The sequence below is a fragment of the Gordonia polyisoprenivorans genome (assembly GCF_017654315.1).
Classification (GTDB): domain Bacteria; phylum Actinomycetota; class Actinomycetes; order Mycobacteriales; family Mycobacteriaceae; genus Gordonia; species Gordonia polyisoprenivorans_A.
Genome location: NZ_CP072203.1, coordinates 2,979,089 through 2,993,027 on the forward strand (window position 1 = coordinate 2,979,089; position 13,939 = coordinate 2,993,027).

Consider the following 13,939-nt stretch of genomic DNA (forward strand, 5'->3'; position numbering starts at 1 on the left):
GTGGTGCGGGACACGCCACGAAGGGTGTTCCAGTTCACATAACGATTGAGTAACGAACAGGCGCTGACCTGCAGAGCGCTCGTTCGGTCCGCGAAAAGCTGGTGTGAACTGGCGCAACCCTGACGGTCTCCGAACGGGGTTGAGTGCACGTGTGTGTTACCCGCGGGATTACTCACGGGTATACCGCGGGGTCAGTTCTGAACATGAGGAATCCCTCACTTTCGTGTGTCATGATGAGTGCCACGAACACGTCGGCGAGAGCTCACTGATGAGGACGCCACACCAAAGACGTTGTCACACAGGCGTGTTCAGAAACATCGCGACCACACTACCGGCCCGGCCCACGTCGAGCACCGGTGGCGATGACGCGTGCCCGTCAGCGGGCGCGGTCACGGGTCGTACGACAACCGGACACAACCACAGGAGTTCATGTGACCGTCGATCACCATCGCACCGGAGCAGACCGGGCCACCACCGGCCGCCCCACCCAGGCGCTCATCGACCGCCTCCTCGCCGGCGAGCCCTACGCGGTCAGCTTCGGCGGTCAGGGAGCAGCGTGGCTGCCGACCCTGGCGGAGTTGGTGATCGATGCCGATCTCGAGCATCGGGTGGCCGGCGTCGTCGACGCTGCCGAACGCCTCGTCGAGCCGATCGCCGAACAGATCACGATCGCCCGTCCCGACGGATTTCACCCGATGACGTGGGCACACGCCCTCGACGCCGGCGAGCCCGCACCGTCGGACGCCGACCTCGCCGACTTCACCCTGTCCGGCCCCGGCGTGCTGCTCACCCAACTCGCCGCGATCGAGTCGCTGCGCAAGCAGGGCCTCGACACCGCTCAGGCCGCGCCGCGGGCCGTCATCGGACATTCCCAGGGCTCGCTGGCCACCGGCGCCATCGGGGCCGAAGGCCACGTGGCCGAGTCGGGTCAGGGTCTGCTGCTGGCGATTGCTCACCTCATCGGTGCCGCGGGCACGATCGTCGCGCGTCGTCGCGGTCTGGCCACCACCAGTGAGGGCTCGCCGATGCTCGCGGTGACCGGCGTCCGGCCCGAGCGCATCGAAACGCTTCTCGCGCAGTACCGTTCCGAGCTCGCCGCCGCCGAGCAGGACAACGCCCCGGTCATCGCGATCCGCAACAGCCGCACCGCGGTCGTGCTGTCCGGCGCGCCGCGCCATCTGCGTGCCTTCACCGCACTGTGCGAGAAGGTCGCCGCGGCAGAGGCCGACGAGCGCAAGCGCAAGGTCACCGGCGGCGCACCGTTCGCCCCCTCCTTCGACCACCTGTCGGTCAGTGTCGCCTTCCACCACCCGGCCATGGCCGGTGCGGTCGAACTCGTCGGGCAGTGGGCCGAGCAGTGTGGGATCGACGTCGATCTCGCCGTGCGGCATGCCCACGACATCCTCGTCGCCACCGTCGACTGGGTGGGCACCGTCGAGGAGACCCTCGGCACCGGCGTCGGGTGGATTCTCGACTTCGGTCCCGGTGACCTCGCCACCCGGCTCTCGGCCCCGCTCGTTCGCGGCCAGGGTGTCGGTCTGGTCGCCGCCGCATCCCGCGGTGGACAGCGAAACCTGTTCAGCCCCGGCGGTATCCCCGAGGTTGCCCGCCCGTGGAGCGAGTTCGCGCCGACCCTCGCCGAACTCCCCGACGGACGCAAGGTCGTCGAGACCGCGTTCACCAAGCTCACCGGGCGTTCGCCGATGCTGCTCGCCGGCATGACCCCGACCACCGTGGATCCGGCCATCGTCGCCGCCGCCGCCAATGCCGGACACTGGGCCGAACTCGCCGGTGGAGGGCAGGTGACCGAGCAGATCCTCGCCGACAACGTCGCCACCCTCACCGACCTGCTCGAGCCGGGACGTCAGGCGCAGTTCAACGCGCTGTTCCTCGACCCCTACCTGTGGAAGCTGCAGCTCGGTGGCAAGCGCCTCGTGCAGAAGGCTCGCGCCCAGGGCGCCCCGATCGACGGCGTCATCGTCTCGGCCGGTATCCCCGAACTGGACGAGGCCGTGGCGCTCGTCGACGAATTCGTCGAGGCCGGACTGCGTTTCGTTGCTTTCAAGCCCGGAACCGTCGAGCAGATCCGCTCGGTGATCCGCATCGCCGCCGAGGTGCCCCACCACCCGGTGATCGTCCAGATCGAGGGTGGCCGCGCCGGTGGTCACCACTCGTGGGAGGACCTCGACGATCTGCTGCTGGCCACCTACGGCGAGCTGCGTGCCCGACCCAACGTCGTCGTCTGCGTCGGTGGTGGCATCGGCACCCCCGAACGTGCCAGCGCGTATCTGACCGGCCACTGGGCCACCGAGCACGGTTACCCGCTGATGCCGCTCGACGGCATCCTCATCGGCACCGCCGCGATGGCAGCCAAGGAGGCCACCACGGCCCCCGAGGTCAAGCAGCTGCTGGTCGACACCGTCGGCTGCGACGAATGGATCGGCGCCGGTGGCGCCACCGCCGGAATGGCCTCGGGCCGTAGCCAGCTCGGAGCCGACATCCACGAGATCGACAATGCCGCCTCCGCGTGCGGACGCCTGCTCGACGAGGTCGCCGGCGACGCCGACGCGGTCGCGGCGCGGCGCGACGAGATCATCGCCGCGATGGCCCCCACCGCCAAGCCTTACTTCGGTGACGTCGCCGAGATGACCTATCGGGCATGGCTCGAGCGCTATGCCACCCTGGCCGTGGGCGCGCCCGACGACGAGCAACTGCCGTGGGCCGACATCACGTGGAAGCAGCGTTTCGTCGAGATGCTGCGCCGCACCGAAGCCCGGATGAACCCGGTCGATTCCGGTGAGATCCCGACCATGTTCACCGATGTCAGCACCGTTGAGGACGCGCACGCCGCGATCGACGCGCTCATCGGCGTGTACCCCGAGGTCGAGGTCGACGTCCTGCACCCCGCCGACGTCGCGTTCTTCCTCGATCAGTGCCGTACCCCGGGCAAGCCGGTCAACTTCGTGCCCGTTATCGACAAGGACGTCCGCCGGTGGTGGCGCAGCGACTCGCTGTGGCAGGCCCACGACGCCCGCTACCCGGCCGAGGCCGTATGCATCATCCCGGGACCGGTGGCCGTTGCCGGTATCACCCGGGTCGACGAGCCCGTCGGTGATCTGCTCGACCGCTTCGAGGCGCAGGTCGTCACCGACCTCGGCGCCACCGGCGTACAGCCGAGCGCCATCGACTCCCGCAAGCAGGCCGGACTGGCCGCCGACGCCGGTCGACTGACCAGCGTCCTGGAAGCCGACGACGTCTGCTGGGCGAGCCGCATGGTTCCGAGTCCCGTTGCGCGGCTGGGTGATCGGGACAAGTGGTCGGTGCTCTCGGATGTCCGCGCCGAGCACGAGCCGACCGGTTCGGTACTGGAGCGGATCGACGACGAGCGCTTCGACCTCGTCGTCCCGATCTCGGGCGCTTCGGTGCGCATCCCGTTGCACGTCGACGCCTCGCTCGCCGACGGTGGCGCCCCGCTGGTTCTCGCCGACGATGCCTCGACCGCGATGCGGGAGATCCTCACCGTCGCCGCGGGCGGCTCGCTGGCCGAGGTCGCCGACGGCGTCTCGCGCACCACGGTCACCTGGGCGCCGGAGTCGGTTGCCGACCACGCCGCGGTCACCGGGTACACGCTGCCCGCTCACCTGCATCCGACCACCCCCGCCGAGCCCTTCGGCTTCGCCGTCCCCGACACCCTCGTCGGTGCCTGCTGGCCGAGCGTGTTCAGCGTCATCGGCGCCGCCACCACCGAGGACGGCCGAGCGGTCGTCGAGGGTCTGCTCGACCTGGTGCATCTCGATCACGCCGTGCACCTGGTGGGTGAGATCCCCACGGAGGCAGCTCAACTCACCGTGATCGCGACCGGTGGCCCGGTCTCCGACACCGAGGTCGGCCGCGTCGTGCTGGTGCAGGTCGAGGTGATCGACGGACAGAAGCAGGTCGCCGTGATGACCGAGCGCTTCGCGATCCGCGGACGACTCGGCTCGGCCGAACTCGCCGACCCGGCTCGCGCCGGGGGAGCGCTCGACGACGAGGGCTCGGCGACCCGCAAGACCCTGCGCACCGCGACCATCACCGCACCGGAGCGGATGACCGGCTTCGCCGCGGTCTCCGGCGACCGCAACCCGATCCACACCGACTCCGCCGCCGCACGGCTGGCCGGTCTCGGTGATCCGATCGTGCACGGCATGTGGTTGTCGGCGGCGGCACAGCAGGTGCTCACCGCCACCGACGCCAAGAACCCGATTCCGTCACCGCGACCGCTGATCGGTTGGACCGCAAGGTATCTGGGCATGGTGCGAACCGGTGACGTGATCAGCGTCCGCGCTGACCGGGTCGGGATGGATGCCGGTCGCGAGGTCGTCGAGGTCACCGCCAAGGTCGGCGACAACCTCGTGATGAGCGCCACCGGTCTGCTGGCCGCGCCGCGTACCGTCTACGCCTTCCCCGGCCAGGGCATCCAGAGCAAGGGCATGGGTCTCGACGCCCGCTCACGCTCGAAGGCCGCCCGCAAGATCTGGGACCGCGCCGACAAGCACACCCGTGCCGCACTGGGCTTCTCGATCCTCGCGGTGGTCCGCGACAACCCGACCACCCTGATCGCCAACGGCACGACCTACAACCACCCCGACGGTGTGCTGTTCCTGACCCAGTTCACCCAGGTCGCCATGGCGACCCTCGGTGTGGCACAGATCGCCGAGCTCAAGGAATCCGGCGGCTTCGTCGAGGGCGCGATCACCTGCGGTCACTCCGTCGGCGAGTACAACGCGCTCGCGGCCTGCGCGGGGGTGTTGCCGCTCGAGGCGGTCCTCGAGGTCGTCTTCCAGCGCGGCGAGGCCATGCATCACCTGGTGCCCCGAGATGATCAGGGCCGCAGCGACTATCGGATGGCTGCCATTCGGCCCAGCCAGTTCGGACTCGACGACGCCGAGGTCACCGACTTCGTCGCGGAAATCGGTGCCGAGTGCGGTGAGTTCCTCGAGGTCGTGAATCTCAACCTGCTCGGATCGCAGTACGCGATCGCCGGCACCGTGCGCGGCCTCGAGCGACTCGAGGACGAGATCGAGCGTCGCCGGACCGAATTCGGCGGCAAGCGCTCGTTCATCATCGTGCCCGGCATCGACGTGCCGTTTCACTCGACGGTGCTGCGAGCCGGCGTGCCGGAATTCCGCGGCAAGCTCGACGCGCTGCTCCCAGAGGAATTCGATCCGTCGATCCTCATCGGGCACTACATCCCGAACCTGGTACCGCGGATGTTCAATCTGGGCCGCGACTTCGTCGCCGAGATCGCCGATCTGGTTCCGTCCGACCCGCTGAACGAGGTTCTCGCGGACTGGGATTCGTGGGCAGCGCAGCCGGCGAAGCTGGCACGCGTGGTGCTCATCGAGTTGCTGGCGTGGCAGTTCGCCAGCCCCGTGCGCTGGATCGAGACCCAGGAGCTGCTGTTCTCCGGCGCCGACCGCGACGGGCTCGGTGTGCAGCGCTTCGTCGAGATCGGACTGAAGGGCGCCCCGACCCTGGCGGGTCTGGCGACCAACACCCTCAAACTCGACCGATACGACTCGGCGACCACCGAGGTCTGCAACCTCGAGCGCGACTCGGATGTGATCCTGGCCAAGGACTCCGGACCCGAGCCCGAGGACGACGAACCCGCCGAGTCGGCTCCGAGCGAGGCCCCGGCGGCCGAGACCGCCGCCGCGCCCGCAGCCGCTGCGCCGGCTCCCGCCCCCGCTGCGGCGAGCGGCCCACGGCCCGACGACATCTCGTTCGGCCCGGCCGATGCGGTCAAGTCGGTCATCGCGTTGTGGACCAAGATGCGGACCGATCAGATCGGCGCTGCCGACACCATCGAGGCGCTCTGTGACGGTGTGTCCTCGCGTCGTAACCAGCTGCTCCTCGACATCGGTGGAGAGCTCGGTCTCGGTGCCATCGACGGTGCCGCCGAAGCCGACATGGCCGCACTGGCCTCGACGGTGGAGAGCCTGGCCCGCGGGTACCGCCCGCTGGGCACCGTGCTGACCGACGCCGTCGGTGATCAGATCCGCAAGGTGATCGGCCCGACCGGCAAGCGTCAGTCCTACATCACCGACCGGGTGACCGGCGTGTGGCAGCTGGGCCCGGGTTGGGGCCTGCACACCCAGGTCGCGCTCGCATTGGGCACCCGTGAGGGCGCCAGCGTCCGCGGTGGCGACCTCGGCGATCTCCTCGACGGTGCCGTCGCGAACACCGACGGTCTCGACGCGCTGATCGACCGTGCGGTCGCGGCGGTCGGCGCCTCGCGCGGTATCGCCGTGGCCAAGCCGGCAGCCGAATCCGGTGGCGGCGCAACCGTCGATGCGGCTGCGCTAGGTGAGTTCACCGAACAGATCACCGGTCGCACCGGTGCGCTGGCATCGGCCGCCTACACCATGCTGTCCAAACTCGGTCTCACCGAGGAGGTCTCGACCCCCGAGACCGCCGACGATCCCAATGCGGTTCTGGCGCAGCGGGTCAGCGATGAGCTGGGCTCGGACTGGGCGCGCACCGTCGCCCCGGCCTTCGACGAGGCCAAGGTCGTGCTGATCGATGATCGTTGGGCGACCTCGCGTGAGGACCTGGTGCGGATCTGGCTCACCGACGAAGGCGAGCTGGACGCCGACTTCGACGCGCTGACCGCACGGTTCGCCGGGTCCGGGCGCACCGTCGCCCAGCACGCCACCTGGTGGCAGGGCAAGGCGCTGGCCGCCGGAAATCGGGTGCACGAGCTCGCTTTCGGGGCCATCGCGCATGCCGCCGAAGAGCCCGGACAGGGCCGGTGGGCCGATCAGGTCGCCGTCGTGACCGGCGCCAGCAAGGGGTCGATCGCCGCGTCGGTCGTCGCCGGGCTGCTGGCCGGTGGTGCGACGGTGGTGGCCACGACCTCGCGACTGGACTCGCAGCGACTCGCCTTCTACAAGAAGCTCTATCGCGAGAACGCACGGTTCGACGCCGCACTGTGGGTCGCTCCGGCGAACATGGCCGCCTACACCGACGTCGATGAGTTGGTGTCGTGGCTGGGTAGCGAACAGACCGAGAACCTCGGCGGGACCACCGCCGTGGTGAAGCCGGCGATCAAGCCGACGCTGCTGTTCCCGTTCGCCGCGCCCCGCGTCGCCGGTGATCTCACCGACGCCGGTGGTCGCGCCGAGCTGGAGATGAAGGTGCTGCTGTGGTCGGTGGAGCGGTTGATCGCCGGTCTGTCCGAGATCGGTGCCGACCACGACATCGCCGCTCGTCTGCACGTGGTGCTGCCGGGCTCGCCCAACCGTGGCATGTTCGGCGGCGACGGTGCCTACGGCGAGAGCAAGGCAGCGCTCGATGCACTCGTGACCCGTTGGGCTGCAGAGGAATCGTGGGGCTCGAAGACCACCCTGGCGCATGCGTTGATCGGGTGGGTCAAGGGCACCGGACTCATGGGGCATAACGACGGCATGGTCACCGCGGTGGAAGCCGCGGGTGTGCGCACCTGGACCACCGACGAGATGGCCGACAATCTGCTGGGCCTCTGCGATCCGGCCACCCGGGCCGCGGCGCGGGAGGCTGCGGTGACCGCGGACTTCACCGGTGGGCTCGATCCGTCGATCGACCTCAAGGCCCTGGCCGCACAGGCCGCCGACGAGGACGAGACCGACGAACCGGCCGATGGCGACGCACCGGTGACCGTCGCGGCCCTGCCCGCCCCGGCGCGCGCGGGGAGCGGCGTGAGCCCGGTGTGGCCGAAGATCGACTCGCGTCCGGAGGACATGGTCGTGATCGTCGGTGCCGGCGAGCTCGGCCCGTACGGGTCGGCACGCACGCGCTTCGAGATGGAGGTCGACGAGAAGCTCAGCGCCGCAGGTGTTCTCGAACTCGCCTGGAATACCGGGCTGGTTACCTGGGATACCGCGCCCAAGCCGGGCTGGTATGACACCGAATCCGGTGACCCGGTGGCCGAGGCCGATATCGCCGAGCGCTACCACGACGCAGTGGTCGAGCGGTGCGGCATCCGCCGCTACGCCGACGAGGGCGCCTTGGTCGACGGCACCTCTCCGCTGTTGACATCGGTGTTCCTCGACGAGGATCTGACCTTCACGGTGTCCTCGGAGGCCGAGGCGCGTGCGTTCGCCTCCGCCGATCCCGAGCGCACCCGGGTCGTCGCCGACGAGGAGTCCGGCGAATGGCAGGTGACCCGTCTGGCTGGCACCGAGATCCGCGTCCCGCGTCGATTCGCCCTGACCCGCACCGTCGGCGGACAGATCCCGACCGGGTTCGATCCGACCCGCTGGGGCGTCTCGGCCGACATGGCCGAGTCGATCGACCGGGTGGCGTTGTGGAACCTCGTGGCCACCGTCGACGCGTTCCTCTCCTCGGGCTTCACCCCGAGCGAGCTGATGCGGTGGGTGCATCCGGGTCTGGTGGCCAATACCCAGGGCACCGGCATGGGCGGTATGACCTCGATGCGCGAGCTCTACATCAACACCTTGCTCGGCGAGGCCAAGGCCAACGACATCCTGCAGGAGGCGCTGCCGAACATCGTTGCCGCGCACGTCGTCCAGTCCTACGTCGGCAGCTACGGTGCGATGATCCACCCGGTCGCCGCCTGTGCGACCGCTGCGGTCTCGGTCGAGGAGGGCGTCGACAAGATCCGCCTCGGCAAGGCGCTGTTCGCGGTGGCCGGCGGCTTCGACGATCTCGGGATCGAGGGCATCGTCGGATTCGGTGACATGTCGGCGACCGCGGAATCGGCGAAGATGGCCGCACGGGGGATCGATGAGCGCCGCTACTCGCGGGCCAACGATCGCCGACGCGGTGGATTCGTCGAATCCCAGGGTGGCGGAACGATCCTGCTGGCCCGCGGCGACGTCGCGGCGCAGATGGGTCTGCCGGTCCTCGGTGTGGTGGCGTGGGCGCAGAGCTTCGGCGACGGTGTGCACACCTCGATCCCGGCCCCGGGCCTCGGAGCGCTCGGTGCCGCACGTGGTGCGCTGAGTTCGCCGCTGGCCAACGCGTTGGCGGCGCTGGGCGTCAGTGCCGACGACGTTGCCGTCGTGTCGAAGCACGACACCTCCACTCGCGCCAACGATCCCAACGAGTCCGAGCTGCACGAGCGGTTGGCCGCGGCGATCGGCCGCGGTGACGGTGCACCACTGTTCGTGGTGTCGCAGAAGTCGTTGACCGGTCATGCCAAGGGCGGTGCCGCCGCCTTCCAGCTGATCGGACTGTGCCAGGTGTTGCGTGAGGGCGTCATCCCGCCGAATCGCAGTCTCGATTGCGTCGATGAGCAGATGCAGGACTACCCGCATCTGGTCTGGGCGCGGGAGACACTGCGACTCGGGGATCGCTTCCCGCTCAAGGCCGGTCTGCTGACCAGTCTCGGATTCGGCCACGTGTCGGGCCTGATCGCGGTCGTGCACCCGGAGGCGTTCATCGCCTCGCTGGACCCGGCCGAGCGCGACGACTATCGCCGTCGTGCTGCCGAGCGTGAGCGCAAGGGCAGCCAGCGGTTGCTCGAGGCGATGTGCGGTGGCGAGGCCGCCTACCGTCGTCCGGCCAATCGTCGCTTTGACGAGACCCGCGACGAGCACGACGCCGAGGCTCAGGTGCTCCTCGATCCGGCGATCCGCCTGGGCGAGTCGGGTGCGTATGCCGATGCGGCGCAGGACGTGTCGGCCTCCAGCAGCGCGGCCGCGATCTGATGGCGGTGTTGGGAGTCGGGATCGACGTCGTGTCGATCCCGGAATTCGCCGAGCAATTGGCCCAGCCGGGAACGACTTTCGGCGACCGCTTCACCGTCGGCGAGCGCCGCGACGCGGCGTCGGGTACCGGTGAGGATGCCCGTCATCTCGCCGCACGGTGGGCTGCCAAGGAGGCCGTCGTCAAGGCGTGGTCGGTGAGCCGATTCGCCCGGTCGCCGTTGCTGCCGTTGATTCGGCACAGCGACATCGAGGTCGTCACCGACAACTGGGGGCGTCCGGCCATCCGACTGGCCGGGGAGATCGCCGAACACCTACGCGACACCCAGGTACACATCTCGCTGACCCATGACGGCCCGTCGGCCGCCGCGGTCGCGATCCTGGAGGGCGCGGGCTGAACCCGGCGTCTCGCGCCGGGCACGAGACGAGGAGGCGACGGCGGTGGGGCATCGGCCCGACCGCCGTCGTTTCTCGTCGGCCACCGGTAGATCAGAGCACCGGTGGATCAGAGCACCGGTCGGTGAGAGCACCGGTCGGTCAGACCGAACTGGTGCTCTCCTCGAGCAGCAGGTAGCCGGCCAGCATGCGTTTGAGCTCGGTCACCGTCTCGGGATGGTCGTGGCCGTCCTGCACCGAGAAACTGAGCAGCGAGTACGCCGTGTGCACGAGCACCTGCGACATCATCTCGCGCCGCGCCCGCTGCGATGGGGTGAGCGGGGCGATGAGCCGTGAAACCTGGTCGGCCAGAACGCGTTCGTTCTGCGAGGCGGTGGCCCGGGTCGCCGGTGTCGACTGCACCGCCAGCCACACCGCCCGCCGGGACGGGTCGTCGCGCCACAACGCGGCGAGGTGGTCGAGGAACTTCTCGAGGAGCACCGGCCATTCGAGGGAGGGCACCTCGGAGGCGAACGCGGTGAGCTCCTCGCGGACCGCGACCGTGTCGAGTCGGTCGAGTTCGCACACGATGACGTACTTGTTGGCGAAGTACTGATAGAGCGTCCCTATGGGAACCTCGGCGCGCGAGGCGATTTCCTCACACGTCAGCGACTCGAACCCGACCTCGGTGAGCAACTCACGAGCAGCCGCGAGCATCGCGGAGAACTTGCGTTTGCTGCGCTCCTGCGTGGGCCGTTTGCGGGGGACGAGAGGCTGGGTGGTCATCGGTCCGGGTGCGGTGTCGAGGTGGGCTCAGTCGAGCGCGAGATCGCGGCGCAGCTTGGCGACATGCCCGGTCGCGCGGACGTTGTACTGGGCCAGGGCGATCGTGCCCTGCTCGTCGACGAGGAAGGTCGAGCGGATCACGCCGGTGACGACCTTGCCGTAGAGCTTCTTCTCGCCGAACGCACCCCACTGCGTCAGCACCGTCTTCTCCGGGTCGCTGAGCAAGGGGAAGTCGAGCCCTTCGGCGTCGGCGAACTTCGCGAGCTTCGCCGGCTTGTCGGGTGAGATTCCGATCACATCGATGCCGGATTCTGCGAGGTCGGCGAGGTTGTCGCGGAAGTCACAGGCCTGCTTGGTGCACCCGGGCGTCGACGCCGCGGGATAGAAGTAGACGATCACCTTTCGGCCTGCGTAGTCGGCCAGCGACACCGGCTTGCCCTGCGCGTCGGGGAGGGTGAAGGCCGGCGCCGGGTCTCCGACGGCGAGGCGTTGCGTGTCTGACATGACGCTCAGGCTAGTCGATGATGTCCGATGTCCGACCGACGATGTGCAGTGGCGCCGACGGTCATGGCGTAGCCTTGTGTGGCCGCTCGCACCGCATCCGCTCCGCGCCGGGAACTTTACCTCGCGCGGACGTGTTGCGTCGGGGGAGAAGTGTGGTCCGCCGGGCCACATGAGCTGAACTTTTTTGACCATTCCTGGGAGGACCACGTGGCCGGGGATACCGACCGTATCGAGCAGGACATCGCGAAAGCCCGCGAGGACCTGGCCCACACACTCGACGCGCTGGCCGAGCGGGCCAACCCGCAGCGCCTGGCCGGCGACGCCAAGAGCGCAGCACTGGCGTTCCTGAACACGCCCGCCGTCAAGTACACGCTTGCCGGCGTGGGCTCTGTCGTCGTCGTTCTCGTCATCCGCAAGGTCCTACGGTGACCCGAGCGCGGGGCTCATACGCCCGAAACGCGCTCCTCGTACTCACCGCCGGCGCCGTCGCGACCGTTTTGCCCGGTTGCACGGCGTCGTCGTCGTATCCCGACGCCACCGGGAACGCGCCTGCGTTGAGTTCGTTGGGGCAGCCGAGTATCTCCGTCACCGGGTGGGCCGACCGTCCCCTCAAGGACAACGCGGTGGGCGTGATGCCGGGCGCACCACTGACCGTGACCGCCCACGACGGCAATCTGCGATCGGTCGTCGTCACCGGATCGGACGGGCCGGTGCCCGGTACCGTCTCCGCCGACGGCTCCACCTGGACCGCCAAGGGGCCATTGGACTTCGACGACCAGTACACCCTGACCGCCGCGGCGCAGGGCGTCGACGGCGCGGGTGCGAAGAAGCTGACGTTCAGTACCGCCTCCGCCGAATCGACCGCCACCGCATCGACGGTGACCGCCGAGAACGAGACCGTGGGCATCGGTCAGCCGGTGATGATCAATTTCGATCAGCCGGTCACCAACAAGCTCAACGCGCAGCGGGCCATCCAGGTCACCACCAACCCGCCGGTGGAGGGTGCGTTCTACTGGGTCAACGACTCGATGGTGCGTTGGCGTCCCGAGCATTTCTGGGCGCCGGGAACCAAGGTCAATGTCAAGGTCAACACCAAGGGCATCGACCTCGGTGGCGGCGTCTACGGCGACAACAACCTCACCACCGACTTCACCGTCGGTCGCGCGCTCGTCGCGTCCGCCGATGACAAGACGCACATGATCACCGTGTCCATCAACGGCAAGGTCGTGCGGACGATGCCGACCTCGATGGGCAAGGATTCGAGTCCCACCAACAACGGCATCTACATCGTGGCCGAACGGGATCCGAGCGTCATCATGGACTCCTCGACCTACGGAGTGCCGGTCAGCTCGCCGGGCGGCTACCGCGAGACCGTCTACGACGCGACGCGAATCTCGTTCAGCGGCATCTACATTCACTCGGCTCCGTGGTCGCTCGGCGATCAGGGCGTCGACGACGTGAGCAACGGCTGCCTCAATGTCAGTCCCGCCAATGCCGAGTGGTTCCTCAACACGGCCCTGCGCGGCGACATCGTGACGGTGAAGAACGCTGTGGGACCGATCCTTCCGGGTGACGACGGCCTCGGTGACTGGAACGTCCCGTGGTCGGTGTGGAAGAAGGGCAACGCCACCGACGGATGATGCGACCACCGAGCGGAAACCGCTTCTGACCAGCCGATTTCATGGATCGGGTACCGGTCATGTAATGTTTCCTCTCGGTTCGCCAAGCGCCATTAGCTCAATTGGCAGAGCAGCTGACTCTTAATCAGCGGGTTCGGGGTTCGAGTCCCTGATGGCGCACAGTCGAGAAAACCCCCTCCGGGTACGCCGGAGGGGGTTTTCTCATCGTGGGGCTCGGACGGCCGCACAGCGCCAGTGGGCCAATGGGTTTCAGCGGGCGACCATCCGACATCCCTCACCGACGCGCGTTGGCGTATGGCAGGCGCCCGAAATGTTCGGCGAACGCCAGGATCATGGAGCTCTCGGTGACCGCGGCGTCGGCGTCCGGGGTCTCCCTCCACGCCACGAGTAGGTCCGCGTGGTCTGCGAGCTGCCATATGCGACGGCCACCGGAGTGGGCGACGGGTTCCCCGGCTCCGTAGCGGCGGTACTCGTCCAAACGGCGACGCAGGCCCCGGCGTCCGCTCTTGCCGACATTGGCTTTGCCGATATAGAGCACACGGCTCTCGGGCACCCAGCGGTCCTGTAGGGCGTCGACGAGTTCGGTGGGATCGCGGCCCTTCCAGTGACCTGCCGGTGAGACGTCGAGGAACTCCGGCGGTTTTTCGGTACCCCTCACCACGACGTAGACGCCCGGGCCGCGGGGCACATCCGTGGTTGGCAAGTCCGCGAACCGCACCCAGCCCGAGAACCGGGAGAAGTCGATCTGGGGCGGAAGGTCGCCACCGTCCGGTCGATTGCTCATCTCTGCAGTGAATCACTGCAGAGTCCGTTGGAGCTTGTGTATCGGCCACGGCCGGCTTTACGACACTCTTAACCAGCGGGTTAAGAGTTCGAGTCCTGATGGCACGGCACGGTTCCCGTGACTGGTATTGACCAGTCACGGGGGCCTTTCGTGGCTCGGGTCAG

7 protein-coding genes and 1 tRNA gene are annotated in these 13,939 nt (G+C 68.5%); 5 read left to right on the plus strand and 3 right to left on the minus strand.

The window, feature by feature from the left end; genetic code table 11:
• Positions 1-431 precede the first annotated feature (431 nt).
• Both J6U32_RS13435 and acpS read left to right on the plus strand, forming a co-directional pair.
• A complete protein-coding gene (locus tag J6U32_RS13435) occupies positions 432-9,689 on the plus strand; it encodes a type I polyketide synthase (RefSeq protein WP_208795863.1) in 9,258 nt (3,085 codons plus the stop codon).
• Entirely contained in the window at positions 9,689-10,084 is a 396-nt protein-coding gene (gene acpS, locus J6U32_RS13440; RefSeq protein WP_123931914.1) for a holo-ACP synthase AcpS, read from the plus strand. The genes J6U32_RS13435 and acpS overlap by 1 nt, the downstream gene beginning before the upstream one ends.
• A 139-nt stretch (positions 10,085-10,223) precedes the next feature.
• Here acpS and J6U32_RS13445 read toward each other — a convergent pair whose 3' ends face one another.
• Both J6U32_RS13445 and bcp read right to left on the minus strand, forming a co-directional pair.
• Positions 10,224-10,847: a TetR family transcriptional regulator gene (locus J6U32_RS13445; protein ID WP_006371212.1), complete on the minus strand. Its 624-nt coding sequence runs from the start codon at positions 10,845-10,847 to the stop codon at positions 10,224-10,226.
• Between the two features lie 27 nt (positions 10,848-10,874).
• A complete protein-coding gene (bcp, locus tag J6U32_RS13450) occupies positions 10,875-11,351 on the minus strand; it encodes a thioredoxin-dependent thiol peroxidase (protein WP_208795864.1) in 477 nt (158 codons plus the stop codon).
• Positions 11,352-11,558: 207 nt separating this feature from the next.
• On the opposite strand from bcp, the gene J6U32_RS13455 reads away from it, so the two are divergent.
• The 3 genes from J6U32_RS13455 to J6U32_RS13465 all read left to right on the plus strand — a co-directional run bounded on the left by J6U32_RS13455 (position 11,559) and on the right by J6U32_RS13465 (position 13,150).
• Entirely contained in the window at positions 11,559-11,780 is a 222-nt protein-coding gene (locus J6U32_RS13455) for a DUF3618 domain-containing protein (RefSeq protein ID WP_208795865.1), read from the plus strand.
• Complete coding sequence (locus J6U32_RS13460) at positions 11,777-12,991, plus strand: L,D-transpeptidase (RefSeq protein ID WP_208795866.1); 1,215 nt, start codon at positions 11,777-11,779, stop codon at positions 12,989-12,991. The genes J6U32_RS13455 and J6U32_RS13460 overlap by 4 nt, the downstream gene beginning before the upstream one ends.
• An 86-nt stretch (positions 12,992-13,077) precedes the next feature.
• Positions 13,078-13,150: transfer RNA gene (locus J6U32_RS13465), tRNA-Lys, on the plus strand.
• A 115-nt stretch (positions 13,151-13,265) separates the two neighbouring features.
• On the opposite strand, the gene J6U32_RS13470 is transcribed toward J6U32_RS13465, so the two are convergent.
• Entirely contained in the window at positions 13,266-13,775 is a 510-nt protein-coding gene (locus J6U32_RS13470) for a hypothetical protein (RefSeq protein WP_208795867.1), read from the minus strand.
• Positions 13,776-13,939 lie beyond the last annotated feature (164 nt).

Excerpts from the sequence above, each read along its gene's own strand:
- acpS (WP_123931914.1), top strand. The coding sequence starts at position 9,689 with ATGGCGGTGTTGGGAGTCGGGATCGACGTCGTGTCGATCCCGGAATTC.
- J6U32_RS13445 (WP_006371212.1), bottom strand. The coding sequence starts at position 10,847 with ATGACCACCCAGCCTCTCGTCCCCCGCAAACGGCCCACGCAGGAGCGC.
- bcp (WP_208795864.1), bottom strand. The coding sequence starts at position 11,351 with ATGTCAGACACGCAACGCCTCGCCGTCGGAGACCCGGCGCCGGCCTTC.
- J6U32_RS13470 (WP_208795867.1), bottom strand. The coding sequence starts at position 13,775 with ATGAGCAATCGACCGGACGGTGGCGACCTTCCGCCCCAGATCGACTTC.